The sequence below is a fragment of the Amycolatopsis sp. NPDC003676 genome (assembly GCF_053587275.1).
In genome coordinates this window covers 66,289-79,519 of record NZ_JBSFNS010000026.1, presented here as the reverse complement: position 1 = coordinate 79,519, position 13,231 = coordinate 66,289, and the positions used below count along the sequence as shown (strand labels likewise).

The window sequence follows — 13,231 nt, the reverse complement described above, 5'->3', positions numbered from 1 at the left end:
ATGACCGAACGCCCCGGTCAGCTCACGTTCCAGACCCGTTCTTCGGCGAAGCCGGTGCTCCGCGGTGCGCTCCGATCCGCACACGAACAGTGGTGCCCGTAGACCTCGTTCCCCGCTTCATCACCGTCCCAGCGCGCGCCGTAGGAGCGGCCCGGTAAAAGCCGCTGGAATCGCTGATGTATTTCCCCCGCGCGGTCCACTCGTTGTTGGTGACCGCCGTGCGGACTGGTGACGTCGCGCAATGTCCACACCCGGCGCGGAATGCGATACCTGGCGAAACGCACGCGCAGATCGAACAGATCGCAGGGCTGTTCCAGTTCGCGCACCACGTACGACCGCAGCACCTGCGGTCGCGGAAGGCGGTACCTCATGGCGAAGGCATGCGTGTCGCCTTTCGCGAGCGGCTCGGGCGGCGTGAGGGACATGCGGCCCCGCGCCGTGCCGCCGGCGCGCAGGGTGCCTCCATAAAGCACGTCCACATCGAGCAGGCCTCGCAGTTCGAACGCCGGCGAGGTGAAGTCGAGTTCGTGCAGTCCGTCGTGGTCGGCGACGATGCGGTACTGCTCCAGCACCTCGTGCTGCGGCCGGTCCAGCGTCGCCACCACGTGCAGTTCCGCGGTGTGCCAGACCCCGTCCGGCTGGAGCGGGATGGTCACCACCAGTTCCGCGAGCTGGTCGATAGCCTCGTCGACCCGGCGGCGCACGGTACGCGCGTCGCGGTCGATCCGGGGTGCGGCCCAGCCGACGCGGTCCCGGTACAGCGGCATGCGCACGTCGGCGGTGAGCCCGAAGGCCGCCACGGTGGCCAGGCGCATGTCCTCCGGCAACTGCTCGGTCAAGCCGGTCAGCCGCGCCACGAGCTTCTCCCGGATAGCGACCGGACCGTCGTCCTCCGTGACGCCGCACTGCACGCGCAGCGTCGGGCCGATCCGTTCCCCGATCCTCGCGGCGTGCACTCCGCGGCCTTTGCGCAACGACTTGAGTTCCCGCACCAGTTCTTCATGGGTGTTCATCAACAAGCCTTCCCGCCGATCTTCGACGGCGGGCAGCTTGCGACGGGTTAGTGGACCAGAAGTGGACATGTCGTGGATCGGTCCGTGCTGCCCCGGAAAAGAAGGTGTCCGCGCCCGAGGGCATACAGGACGAAAACTGGCCATTTTCGGTGACACACGAACGGGCGCTTGCACGACCTAGTGAGGGACATCAAGCTCGCAAACAGGGAGGCGGAGTGGATTTTCGGATGCTGGGCCCCATGGAGGCGTGGCACGACGGCGCTCCGGCGCCCCTGGGCGACCAGCAGCAGCGCTTCGTGCTCGTCGTGCTCTTGTTGCACGCCAACAAACCGCTTTCCGCCGACCGGCTGACCGAGATCGTCTGGGGAGCCAACCCCGGGCGCCGGACACTGGTCCGCGGTTACATCAACAAGTTGCGCAAGGCCTTCGCACCGGCCGACGACGTCGCGATCGAGACCACCGCGACCGGCTACCTGCTGCGGGTTTCCCCGGAACAGATCGACCTCCACCGCTTCGACCAGTGGCGTGAGCAGGCCCGTCGGGAGCAGGATCCACGCCGCCAGATCGAGCTGCTCCGCTCCGCAGTCGACCTGTGGCGCGGGCGCTTCCTCGAGGACATCGACATCGACCGGGTGGGCGGCACGGACGTGATCTCGCCGGCCGACAGCTATTTCGACGCCGTCGGCGATCTCGCCGAACTGGAGCTGACCACCGGCGACCACCGATCGGCGCGCGACCGGCTGCGTCGCATCGTCGGCAAGGAACCGGATCGGCAGCGCCACGCCGAACTGCTGATGCGCGCGCTGCTCGCCAACGGTGATCGGGTGGAGGCGATCCGGGTGTTCCACAGCGCGCGCGACGCGCTCGCTGAGCTCGGTCTCGAACCGGAAGCGAGGCTCCGCAACATCGCCGCCCGGGCCGAACGCGGCGAGCCCGGCAGTTCCTTGCCGTCCCGGCCCGGTGGTTTCACCGGCCGGGAAACCGAACTCGACCTGATCGCCGCGGCGGCGGGCGCCGGCGAGAAAGCCGTATGGGTCAGCGGCGCACCAGGAGTGGGCAAGACCGGCTTGGCCGTGGAAGCCGCGCACCGGCTGCGGGAGCGATTCCCTGACGGGCAGTTGCTGTTACGGCTCAACGGGTTCACCCCGAACGTCACCGCGACGACTTTGGGCGACGCGCTCACCCAGCTCTTGCTCGAGCTGGGGGTGCCCGCCGAACAGATCCCCGCCTCGCCGGGGCGCAAGATCACGATGTACCAGAACGAGCTGTACGGCACCCGGACGTTGATCCTGCTGGACAACGCGAAATCCGCCGAGCAGGTCCGCGCCCTGCTCCCGGACGCCCCGGACTGCTTCGCGATCGTGACGAGCAGGCGGGTCGGCGAGCCGGACACCGGACAGCAGGTGCGGCTGGCCCCGCTGCCGCCCGAGGACGCCGCCGCGTTGTTCCGCACGCTGACCGGGCCCTTGCGGGTCACCGGCCGCGCCACCGAGGTGGCCGAAGTGGTCAAGCGATGCGGTCACCTGCCGATGCCGATCCGTGTCTCCGCCGCGTTGTTCCGCCGCCACGACCGCTGGCCGCTGGAACACCTGCTCCGGTTGCTGGCCGAAAACGGGCCCTGGCACGCCGACACCGGTGACGACGCGGGTGCCGCGGCCGTCCGGGTTTCCTATCAGCAGCTGGGCGAGCACCAGCAGGAGATGTTCCGCCTGCTCGGGCACGCACCGGGGCCGCACGTCACCGTCGCGGGCGCCGCTGCGCTGGTGGACAATCCCCTCACCCACGCCCGGCTGGTGCTCGACGAACTGCACGAGGTGTGCCTGGTCGAGGAGGTCACACCGGAGCGGTACCAGATGCTGGACCCGCTCAAGGAGTTCGCCGCGGCCGAGCCCGGCGAGCACACCGGCGCCGTGCTCCGGCTGCTCGACTTCTACCTGGTCACCCTGGCGGACGCGGCGGGGACGGCCTACCCGTTCGAGCGTGCTCGACTGCCCGCGGTGACCCGCACGTCGCCGGTGGCCCGGACCTTCGAGACCCCCGACGCCGCGACGGCGTGGATCACCGCCGAGCGGGACAACCTGGTCGCCGCCATCCGCTACGCAGCCGCGCACGACTTGCCCGAGCACGCCTGGCGGCTGGCGGTGCTCATCTGGCGCTATTTCCACACGACGAGCCAGTTCGACGACTGGGCCGAGACGATGGAACTGGCCCGGCGGCTGGTGACCTCGGACGAGGAGAACACGGCCGGTCAGGCACACGTGCTGCTCAGGCTGGCCACCGTGCACAACCGCCGCGGCGAGCTGGCCGCAGCCCTGGAACTGGCTCGGCGGGCGCTCGCCTGCTGGGTGCGGCTGGGCGATGCCAGGGGCGAGGCCACCGCGTTGTGCGCCATCGCCATCCCGACCATGGAACTCGGCAGGCACGCGGAGGCGATCACCCACTTCGAGGCCGCGCTGGAGAAGTACGAGGAAGCCGGTGATCTGCGCGGGCAGGCACACGCGCTGAGCAATCTGGGCTACCTCAACGAGCTGCACGGCAAGCTGGACGTCGCGCTGCGCCAGCACCGCGCCGCGGTGCCGATCCTGCGCGAAACCCAGCACATGCAGGGATTGGCGCACGTGCTGAACAACCTCGGCTCGGTCCGGCAGCGCCTCGGACTCCCCAGCGAGGCGCTGGTCGACCACCGGGAGGCGCACCATCTCGCCGCCGAAGCGGGTGACGCGTGCGTCATGGCCTACGCGCTGTCCAACATCGGCAACGTGCACCGGTCGGCGGGCCGGATCCTCGAAGCCGAGCGCTACCAGGCCAAGGCCGCCGGCATCGCCGCCGGGGTCTTCGACGCGGACCTCCGCACCCGGCTCTTCCGCGACCGCGCGGCGACCGCCCAGGCCAAGGGCGACCACGTCGAGGCATTGCGTCTCTACGAGGCCGCACTCGAACTGGCGGCCACCTCAGGGAACCAGGGGCATCGGGCTCACGCCGATCGGGGTGTCGCACAAAGCTTGCACCGGCTGGGCCGATGCAAGGACGCCGTCGCGAGCTGGGAGGCGGCCGAAAAGGAGTTCACCGCGCTGGAATTGCCCGAGGCCGGCGAGGTCCGGACTGAACGGGCGGAACTGACCTGCGCCTGTCGCGAGGGGCTGTGCTGAGCTTCAGACTCGCTGGTGCAGCACGCGCCTTAGTTCCGGATAGACCTCGCGGACCGAGGCGCGATCATGCCACCGGCCGAGGTTCCTGGCCAGTTCCCGCAAGTCGAGCCGAATCGTCGCCGAATCGACGTGGGCCGCGTCCTCCAGCGTTCCGGCCAGGGTTTGGCAGCTCTGGTCGACCTCGCCCGCCAGGGCGTAGGCCAGCGACCTGCGGACGCCGAACCGCGCCCGCGTGCGCCGCGAGTCCGCGGGCAGCCGAGTCAGCTCCCGGTCCAGAAGCTCGGCCGCTTCACCGGGCCTGCCGAGGTCGCACAGCGACCAGCCCCGGGCCAGCCCGATCGGGTCGGGAGCTGTGGAGCCGAGCACCGGGTACGCCGATGGGTCGGTGCTCGCCGCGTCGACCTGAAACCGTGCCCTGTCCAGCGCGCGTTCGTACTCGCTGCGATCGCCGGCCAGAGCGTGGCCCTGCGCCTCCCGCCGTGCGGCCAGCGCGAGGGTGCGCGAACCGGCCGGTCCCGCCTGCTGCGCTCGGCGCGCCAGCTCGATCGTGGCGATCGGATCGTGCCGGTAAAGCGCGATCCCGGCTTCCCGCACGAAGGCGTAGCTGACGATTTCGTGGTCCCCACCCGCGACGGCCAGTTCCGCGGCCTTCCTCGTCCAGGACAGCGCGCGCCGGTCGTCACCGGCTTCCTGCTGCATCCACCCGGTGTACTCGGCGATCCGCGCGGCCAGCAGCACCAGGTGCGACCTGGTCGGCTCCGGGTTCTCCCCTGCCAGCGCGCAGAGCGTCCGCACCTGCGCGGTCAGCGATTCCAGCACCACCACCGGACTGGTCTGCATGCCGAGCCGCCGCAGATGCTCGAAGGCTGTGCGGATCCCGATGACCACTCGTTCGTCTGGCACCGGCCGCGGTCCGCCCGCGAGCGTCACGCCGAGCGCGGTGCCGGCCAGCAGCACCTGGCGACGGTCGAGGGTCACCTCGCTCTCCCTCTCCGACCGCGCCGCCGCCAGCAGCGCGCCGCCCGCGCCGAGCTCCCCGTCGCAGAGCCGGGCCATCGAATCGTGCGGCGGTTTCAGCCCGTTTTCGATCTTGCTGAGATATCCCTTGCTGTAGTGGACGCGCTGGGCCAGCTGACCCATCGACAGGCCGGCGGCGATGCGGTATTCCCGCAGCAATTCCCCGAATTTTCCGGTCACCAGGGCCTCCCGCTCCGACTGGCTTCGAGTACAGCACCTGCCCTGGTCCCGCGCAATCACCCGGTCGCCCCCGAGGTGATCGCGGGCGACTGGGGACGCGCTTTCGCCGGCAATTCAGTCGTGCCAGGGGTTTCCGTCCGGACTCGGCGCGGAGGCGGTGGTCGGCGGTGCCGTGTTCGGTTCGTCCGAGGACAGGGCGATACCGCTGGCGGAACCGGCGACGGCCAGGCACAGCACGGCCGTGGCCGAAGCGATGACGGCAGCGAAAGCGGGCGCAAATTTGGCCATGACGAATCCTCCTGAGGAATTGGTGAATTGATTTCGGGCTTTTCCGGATCTGTTCCGGTGCCCATATCGAGGATTCATCAGAGCTTGGACGGCCGACAAGGAGGTGACCGTTTCCCCTTGCGGCGGTCAACGGGAAACGGGCGGGATCCACACCGCGTCCACTTCTGGTCGACAGCGGCGGTGAAATCTCCCCGGTGCTCGCCGGCGCGGTGCCGGCGACGGCCAGGAAGGTGGGTTATGAAGGAAAACGCGGTCTACGACGTCGCCGTTTCATTCACCGAGCAATCGCGGTCCGCGGTCGGGGAGGTGGTCGAGACGAGCCGGCAGCGCGGACTGACGGTCCTGCACGGGCCCGACCAGACCCAGGAGTGGTGGGGGCACAAAGACCGGGGAGACCTGCCGTCCGCGCCGGTGCGGTTCTTCCTGCCGTTCCTCTCCGCCGTGGACGATTTCGGCGCCGCGATGCTGCGCGCGGTCAAGAACGGGGACGAGCACGTGTTGCCGGTGCTCGTCGGTGATGTCACCGTCCCCGCCGAACTGCTGCACCCGCACGTGAGCTACCTGCGGTTCGACCTCGCGCGGCCCGACTTGCTCACCGACGCGCTGGCCGCCCGGGTCGAGGCCGCCGAATCGGCGGGAGCCGAGCAGGCATCGGTCGCCGAGGTGGTGACCAGCGCCCGGCGGCTCACCAGCTCGCCAGCTGTGCCCGCCACGTTCAGCCGGTACGCCGAACAGGAAGCCACCCTCCGATACCTGGGCGACCAGCTCACCGCGGCGATGCCGGGCCTGGAGCGCAGCGGGTTCGTCGGCACTGTGCACCGCGGCGACTCGCGCATCAGCGTCCGGGTCGAGCAGGGCGGTGACACCGTGTACGCGCTGGACATCCAACGCGGGGGTATCGGCGGGGACGAGACGGTGAACTTCGTCGTCGGCAGGCACCAGACCGACACCGGCAGCGTGTGCAGCAACGGCTGGGCCCGCCCGGTGTACAGCACCGAGACCGATGCCGCCGTGCTCGAACTGCACGACTTCTCGGTGCTCGGCCGCAGCACCGGCGAGCCCCGCGTCTACCGCCGGGAAGACCTGTTCGCCGCGCTGTGGCAGCGCATCAACACTGAGGTCGCGGCCGTGGTGCGCTGACTCCACGCGAAAAGCGCCCCTCACCTGAAACGGGTGAGGGGCGCTTTCGCCGTCGGTCACCGGCGCCCGCGGGCCCGGTCGAGCACTTCTTCGAGCCGCAGCGGACTCGGCGGGTGATGGCTCAGGCACAGCGGCACCCGCATCCGGCGGAAGGCGAAATTCTCGCCGGTGGCGTAGAACTGCCCGCGTTCCAGCCGCGAGATGTTGCCCACTGAACTGCCCTTCGCCCTGGCCATCTCGGTCGCGGCGGCCACCTGTGCCGGGCTGTTCAGCCTGCCGAAGAATTGCGTAGTGGCATTGCCGACCACTTGGTTGTGCACTCCCTTCGGTGCCTGGGTGGCCAGCACCAGGCCGAGCCCGTACTTGCGTGCCTGGGAAGCGAGCAGGATGGTGCTCTGAGTGCTGGCCGTCAACGCCGTCGAAGGCGCGACAGTCTGCGCTTCGTCCATCACGAACAGCCCGCCGAGCGGCCGGTCCACGGCCGGATGACGTTTGATCCAGGCGAACACCTCCCATTGGAGCTGGCTGACGAAGCCCTGCCGCTGCTCCTCCGACGGCAACCCGATGAAGCTGATCACCGAGATCCGGGCCCGCCTGCCCGCAGACGGCGTGAGCAGCATCCCAGGGTCGGTCGCTTCCCCCGGCCCGCCGAGGAGCGGGTCGTTGACCACCGCGGCCCGCAGGGTTTCCGCCAGATCGGCGGCCATCGCGGCACCGGTGCTGAGGTTGCTCACTCCCTCCGGCAATTCGGCGAGCAATTCGATGAACCGGTTGAGGTCCCGTTTCCCGGAACGGGCGTAGTGCGTCAGCGCCTCGCGCAGGACCGCCCGGCCGCGAACGGCGCCCTTGGTCTCGTTGGCGACCCTGGCGTGCGGCACCAGCCGAGCCACGGCGGCTTCGACCGAGGCCGCGAACTCGTCGGCGTCCTCGCGGACGTCGGCGAAGTCGGGCAACGGATGGAAGCTGAGCGGACGTCCGCCCGCCCGGCCTGGTGTCCACACCACGACCTCGGTGCTGGCCAGGTATTCCGCCGACTTGCCCGCGTCCCCGGGCAGCCAGTCGTCAGGCGGTTCGGGCCAAGCGTCGCCCAGGCGTGCCAAGTCGTTGTTGGGGTCCAGCACGATCGCCGACACCCCGCGCAGTGCGCACTCCTCGACGATCCGGCGCAGCAGCACGGTTTTCCCGCTGCCGGACCCCGCGAACACGATGACGTGCTTGCGCAGAGACTCCAGCCCGATGCGGATTTCTCCGTTGAGCCCGAGCACGAGTTCATCGCCGGCCGACGCGGACGGTTCCGCGGCCGGGGGTTCCGCCGGTTCGGCGGCCGGGGCCTTCGGCGTGGTGGGATTCGCCTCGGCGAGAGGCGGGATGGCAGGTCTCGCCGGGGCCGGTTCCGGCGGCGGCCGCGTTTCCTGGTGGCCGTTCCTGTTCTGGGCAGGCTGGGGCAGGACGTGGCGCAGCAGCGTGCTGCCGCTGGCAGGCTTGCGCGCCACCAGCCAGGTGATCAACCGGTGGGTCGGCTTGGCCAGCATTTCCCGCAGCGCGCTGAAGGTCCGCACGTCCTCGTCCGACATGTCGAAGCGCCGCACTCCCAGTCGCTCCAGCGCGGTGAATTCCTTGCGGGTGGTCGGCCCGGTCCAGCCGCGGTTGCCCCAGCGGATGAGCACGAGGTGCCGGTCTTTGGCCCCGGCCCGGATGCCCGCCGCGTCGCGGGCGTTGCGCATCCGGCGCAGCACCGTCGTGCCGTGGCCCCCGGAGATGACCCGGAAGGTCCACTGCTCCTGGACGTCGAGCGCGTCGTCGAGGAGCCGGCGCAGGCTGGCGTGCAGCCTTTTCTCGTCCGACAGCGACTCCGGCTGCCACTTCAGATCGTCGTTGCCGAACTCGGTGATCCACGCCTTCAACCCGGCCAACAGCAAAGGAGGAGCGATGTCGTTCTCGTTGTCCTTGCTTATGGCCAGTGCGCTGAGGTCGACCTCGCTGCGCAACCGGGCGAACTCCTCGTCGAGTTCGTCGAGGGAATGATCCGGCACCGCGGCAACGGGTACGGTCTGGACCACTTTCTCGTCGAAGGAACCCAGTTCCCGGATCTCGCCGTGCAGGCAGGCTTCGGCGTGGGCGTGGATCCGCTTGAGCAACTGCCGCGGCGTGTAACTCGTCCAGCTCTCGCCGAACGCGCTGGCGGCTACGGGCCAGGTCGAATGCGGTGCTGCGACGCCGTGCTTTTCGTAGATCACCCGAAGCCACTTCTCGATCAGCTTCTTGCCCAGCGCCGGATCCTGGATCGCCCCGAGGAAAGAGGTCTGGGTGAACCGGTCGCCCACCGTGTCGCTGGCCACGTTCTTCAACCGCATCCAGGTGTAGGGCAGACACGCCACGATAGTCAGTGTCCGCTGGGTGGATTCACGCAGCGCCATCAGGCCGTCGGAGATCAGCGCGATTTCCCGGATCGCCTCGGCGTCGGTCTCCTGGGTGTCGAGGGCGTCCTGCCCCTTGTTGACCACGGTGTCCAGCTGGTCGACCCCCACGACGCACGGTCCGGTCAATGCGAGGACGCGGGAGATGTCGCGTACGAGCACGCGGGTTGGCTTGGCGCGGTGCTGCATGCCCCAGGACCGTCGGTCCTCCTTGCTGCCTTCGTGGCCCTGCAGGTATTCCAGGCCGATGTCCGCGGCGTCGGAGCCGTAGAGCACCAGAGCCCGGATGGTGTCAGCGCATTCCACCGCGATGCGGCTGTCTGCCTTTCTGAGACCGTTGAGCAGTGCGCGCAGGTGATCGGGCTGCAATGCCGACTCGCCCACAATGGCTCTGCTGACCTCATCGGACACCGCCGCACCGGCGCACAACTGCCGAAGCAGCACGGTGAGCTGGCGCTCGCCCTCGTCGTTGGCCCGGTGCAGCTCGCTGCGCATCGCCTCGGCGACGTCATCCCAGAACGCGTCTCCGGTGGTGAGCTCGACCAGGAAGAAGTAGCCGCCCTCGCGCTGCACCATGCGGCGCACCGTGCCGAGCAGGTGGGTCTTGCCCACTCCCTTCTCCCCCTGCACGACCACGCCCACCGGGCTCGGGCCCGTGCTGGTCCTGGCGTCCTCGATGGCCGCCCTGATGTTGTGCTCGACCCTGGCGTGCAGGCCGTCGATGTGCGAGGGCGAAAGGTGCCAGACGTCGTCCGGGGTCTCGGCGGAGTTGATTCGCAGGACGGCCAGGACCTCGCGCAAGTCGTCGGTCATGATTCCTCGATCACGATGAGGTGCTTGTCCTCGCCGCCGACCCGGACGGCGGCGTCGTGGTCGGCATCGGTGAGCACCTTGCGGTTCGAGTCGGGGGCCAAGTGGACGGTGCCTGTCTTCGCCATCTTGACCAGCACGGCGTCCACCTCTTCCTTGTCCGCGCCGTTGAGCTTCGGCCGCAGCCGGGCCAGGCGGATCCAGTCGTGCACGCCCACCGACAGCTCGGCGTAGACGCCGCGGATGAGCGACTCCAGGTCCCCGGACCGCAGCGCCTGCGCCAGCAGGCCGCGCTGGCGCAGGAACGGCACCAGCCGGCGCAGCAGGTCGAGCTGCTGCCTAGCCTGCGGCCCCGAGCGGGACGGCAGTTCCGAGCGGACCAGGTCGGTCATGCACCAGTCGATCCCCTCGTCGGTGATGCGGTGCACGATCGGCCGGAGATTCGTCAAGCTTTCCAGCAGCCCGGCGGCGTTCAGCCGGTCGCGCTCGGCCGGACCGAGCCGGATCTTGTGGTCCTTGGCCAGTTCGGTGTTGAGCATGTCCCGGTTGGCCAGCACCAGCGCCAGCAGTGCGGCTCTGGCATTCGTGGAGTACTGCTCCGGCATTTCGCCGCCTTTCATTGGGTGAACGCGTTGATCCGTCGATCGATCCGGCTCAGCAGTGCCCTCGTCGCGTCGAGGAGCGCCTGGGGCGCGGGCACCCCGGGTCCGTCGCCGTGGGCTCTGCCGAGGAAGGCCAGGTCCGCCGACCGGTCGAGCAGCAGGGCCAGATCACCGCGGTCCAGCGCGGTGGCCATCCCGCGCACGGTGTCCTCGACCAGTGCGAAGCGTTCGGCGTAGGGCAGGGTTTCCGGCAGCGCGCGAAGCGCGTCCGCCGCGGTCCGCAGCGCCTCCTGGTCCGGCCCTGCCCCGGTGGCTGTGAGCAGGTGGTGCAGTTGTCTGGCCACCCGGACAGGCCGCACCTCCGGCGTGAATTCCAGGTGGTGCAGATTGCGCACGAAGCCCGGCAGTTCGTTGCGATCGATGCCGCGGGCGAGCAGGCAGAACAGTTGCCGATGCCTGCCCTCCGGCCCGAGCGTGTGCCGCAGGAACCGTTCGGACTCGGTGATCTGCCAGCGGCTCAGCGGCCCCTCGACCACCAGGCACAAATGCTGGGCCGAATCGGTGGCCTCGGCCAGGAATCCCGGGTCGCCGGACAAGGACCGGTCGGCGCGCACGCCGAGCAGGTGCAGTTCTTCGATCAGTTCCGCGGCGACCTTGGACTGCCGTGCGCTCGACACCAGCACGTCCAGGTCGAACTCACGGCACCGGTCCCTCGCTGCGGCCACGTAGGCGTCACGGTTGTCGGCCAGCACGTCGGTGCGGTCGAAGTCCTGTGCGATGACCGACGCGACCGTTTCCAGCGCGTAGGAGATCTGGTCCGCCTTGGGCACCTCCTCCTCCAGGACCGGCAACTGCTCGCCGAAGCTCCAGTAGGAGACGTAGGGCACCGTGAGGTGGCGCATCATCAGGTCCACCGGGACTGTCTGCGCCAGCCAGTTGCCGAACAGCGGCGCCACGGTCTCGGCGCATTTGCGCTGCCACTGCTCGGCGCGCTCGTACTCGACTCGATTGTCCAATCTGGACAGAATGGGGAGCACCGAGTGCCGGGGCCGGTCGTAGGGCAGGCGGTCACGGGCGCGGTCGGCCCGCTGGGCGACGTCCACCACGTCGTCGAGGTTCTGGTCGTTGGCAGTGAACACCACGACCAACCGGTCCGGCAGATGCGCGGTGCAGATGCCGGCGATGTCGGAGACACCGGTCCGGCTGTCGAGCAGTACGAAGTCGTAGGCCTCGGTCCACGCCGCCCGGCACCGCTCCAGGTACGCGGCGAACCCTCGCCGGTACAGCTCCTCCCAGTTCAGCGACTGCATCCGCTTCGAATAGGAGTCGTCCAGTTTGCCGGACACCACGCGTCCGGCGGCCAGCAGATCGAGCCGGCCGCCTTCGACGCCGACCCGGACGGCGTAGGACTCCAAGTCCCGCGGGGTCCCCGGCGATCCGCCGCTGTGCAGGAAGTCGTGCGCGAGGTCGACGATCCCGCGTTCCGGCTGCTCGACCAGCTTCGGTCCGAAGTAGTGGTGCAGCCCGGGCGCTTCGAGATCCCAGTCCACCGCGAGCACCCGGTACCCCCAGCGCGCCAGCAGCACGGCCACGTTCGCCAGCGTGAAACTGCGGCCCACCCCGCCCTTGTACGAATAGAAGGTGAGCACGGCGCCGGTCGTCATTCGAACCTCGGCAGCGGAGGAGTCGGCGGCAGCACTGGTTCCGGTACCTCGACGAGCGGCCAGTCCGGCCGCCACGGCGGCGCCTGGGCCACCAACTGCGCCAGGTCCCTGGCGAGCTCCTTGACCTTCTGGTGGAACTTGTTGTATTCAACACTCTGCTGATAGCACGGATCCGGGTAAGCGACGTCCTTGAAATCCCGCCAGGCTCGTACTTTTCCCTCTTCGGGGAAATTCTCCGAGTCCGCGTAGAGGATCGGGTAGATCAACCCCTGGGAAGAAGCACCCCGCCCCGCCAGTCCGAGCATCTCCTCCCTTGCCTGCATGCTGCGCATCTCGGCCATGCACCAGGACGACTGAAAGTAGGGCGGGGTGAGCAGCTGAACCATGATCTTGCTGCGCTGCAACGCGTCCCGCAGATTGGACGGCCAGTGCACCGCGCTGGGCATCTGCCGGTCCAGGTACACGTTCAGGCTGCCGTACTCGTCAGCGAGGCATTCACGCAGCCTTCCGTAGAAGTGGTTGAGCAGCCATTTCTGCACGCTGCCGTGACGGCTGTAGCTGATGAAAAGGTCGAACTCGTACTCGGACACGCCAACGATGATATGCGGCGGGCAACGGACGAAAATCGACAGATAATGGAAATTACCTGGACAACTGGCCAGTCAACTGGCCAGAAAGGGGACATGGGCCCGATCCGCCGTCGTAATTGGCTTGCACGAATACCTCGACAGAATCCGGCACACGCGAGCCGAAAGGTGGCTGACAGGTCGCGCGAACGACGACAGATCGCCGGGTAGTCCGACAGAGGCGCTGGCCGGTCTTCGCCGTTCCCGACGGCATCGGACCCGCCTGCTGCACGGCCACGACGGCATCTCGCTCACCCTCCGGTACGCGGACGCCATCCAGCGCTACGAAACCAATCGCCGACGCGGCCTTTCGACTGCCACACGA

Annotated in this window: 9 protein-coding genes; 2 read left to right on the top strand and 7 right to left on the bottom strand. The window is 68.9% G+C overall.

Annotated elements, in window-relative coordinates; genetic code table 11:
• Positions 1-17 precede the first annotated feature (17 nt).
• Positions 18-1,013, bottom strand: a complete 996-nt coding sequence (locus ACWDNU_RS18095) for a hypothetical protein (protein WP_449669697.1) — start codon at positions 1,011-1,013, stop codon at positions 18-20.
• Between the two features lie 227 nt (positions 1,014-1,240).
• On the opposite strand from ACWDNU_RS18095, the gene ACWDNU_RS18090 reads away from it, so the two are divergent.
• A complete protein-coding gene (locus tag ACWDNU_RS18090) occupies positions 1,241-4,162 on the top strand; it encodes a tetratricopeptide repeat protein (RefSeq protein ID WP_449669696.1) in 2,922 nt (973 codons plus the stop codon).
• A gap of 3 nt (positions 4,163-4,165) precedes the next feature.
• Here ACWDNU_RS18090 and ACWDNU_RS18085 read toward each other — a convergent pair whose 3' ends face one another.
• Both ACWDNU_RS18085 and ACWDNU_RS18080 read right to left on the bottom strand, forming a co-directional pair.
• Positions 4,166-5,359 (bottom strand): helix-turn-helix transcriptional regulator, encoded by a 1,194-nt coding sequence (locus ACWDNU_RS18085; protein ID WP_449669695.1) that lies wholly within the window; start codon positions 5,357-5,359, stop codon positions 4,166-4,168.
• A 114-nt stretch (positions 5,360-5,473) separates the two neighbouring features.
• A complete protein-coding gene (locus tag ACWDNU_RS18080) occupies positions 5,474-5,647 on the bottom strand; it encodes a hypothetical protein (RefSeq protein ID WP_449669694.1) in 174 nt (57 codons plus the stop codon).
• Positions 5,648-5,884: 237 nt separating this feature from the next.
• Here ACWDNU_RS18080 and ACWDNU_RS18075 point away from each other — a divergent pair, with 237 nt between their 5' ends.
• Positions 5,885-6,787, top strand: a complete 903-nt coding sequence (locus tag ACWDNU_RS18075) for a hypothetical protein (RefSeq protein ID WP_449669693.1) — start codon at positions 5,885-5,887, stop codon at positions 6,785-6,787.
• Positions 6,788-6,843: 56 nt separating this feature from the next.
• Here the strand turns inward: ACWDNU_RS18075 and ACWDNU_RS18070 are convergent, their stop codons facing one another.
• From ACWDNU_RS18070 to ACWDNU_RS18055, 4 genes are read right to left on the bottom strand one after another with little or no spacing between them, the layout of a single operon-like run.
• Positions 6,844-10,017 carry a helicase HerA domain-containing protein gene (locus ACWDNU_RS18070; RefSeq protein ID WP_449669692.1) on the bottom strand — a complete coding sequence of 1,058 codons (3,174 nt, stop codon included), beginning with the start codon at positions 10,015-10,017 and terminating at the stop codon, positions 6,844-6,846.
• Entirely contained in the window at positions 10,014-10,619 is a 606-nt protein-coding gene (locus tag ACWDNU_RS18065) for a hypothetical protein (RefSeq protein WP_449669691.1), read from the bottom strand. Before ACWDNU_RS18065 ends, ACWDNU_RS18070 begins: the two co-directional genes overlap by 4 nt.
• 11 nt (positions 10,620-10,630) lie before the next feature.
• A complete protein-coding gene (locus ACWDNU_RS18060; protein ID WP_449669690.1) occupies positions 10,631-12,280 on the bottom strand; it encodes a KGGVGR-motif variant AAA ATPase in 1,650 nt (549 codons plus the stop codon).
• Complete coding sequence (locus ACWDNU_RS18055) at positions 12,277-12,870, bottom strand: TIR domain-containing protein (protein ID WP_449669689.1); 594 nt, start codon at positions 12,868-12,870, stop codon at positions 12,277-12,279. The genes ACWDNU_RS18060 and ACWDNU_RS18055 overlap by 4 nt, the downstream gene beginning before the upstream one ends.
• Between the last annotated feature and the right edge of the window lie 361 nt (positions 12,871-13,231).

What these genes read in the sequence shown, in the direction of transcription:
- ACWDNU_RS18080 (WP_449669694.1), bottom strand. Translation starts at nt 5,647, where the DNA reads ATGGCCAAATTTGCGCCCGCTTTCGCTGCCGTCATCGCTTCGGCCACG.
- ACWDNU_RS18090 (WP_449669696.1), top strand. Translation starts at nt 1,241, where the DNA reads ATGCTGGGCCCCATGGAGGCGTGGCACGACGGCGCTCCGGCGCCCCTG.
- ACWDNU_RS18075 (WP_449669693.1), top strand. Translation starts at nt 5,885, where the DNA reads ATGAAGGAAAACGCGGTCTACGACGTCGCCGTTTCATTCACCGAGCAA.
- ACWDNU_RS18070 (WP_449669692.1), bottom strand. Translation starts at nt 10,017, where the DNA reads ATGACCGACGACTTGCGCGAGGTCCTGGCCGTCCTGCGAATCAACTCC.
- ACWDNU_RS18095 (WP_449669697.1), bottom strand. Translation starts at nt 1,013, where the DNA reads ATGAACACCCATGAAGAACTGGTGCGGGAACTCAAGTCGTTGCGCAAA.
- ACWDNU_RS18065 (WP_449669691.1), bottom strand. Translation starts at nt 10,619, where the DNA reads ATGCCGGAGCAGTACTCCACGAATGCCAGAGCCGCACTGCTGGCGCTG.
- ACWDNU_RS18060 (WP_449669690.1), bottom strand. Translation starts at nt 12,280, where the DNA reads ATGACGACCGGCGCCGTGCTCACCTTCTATTCGTACAAGGGCGGGGTG.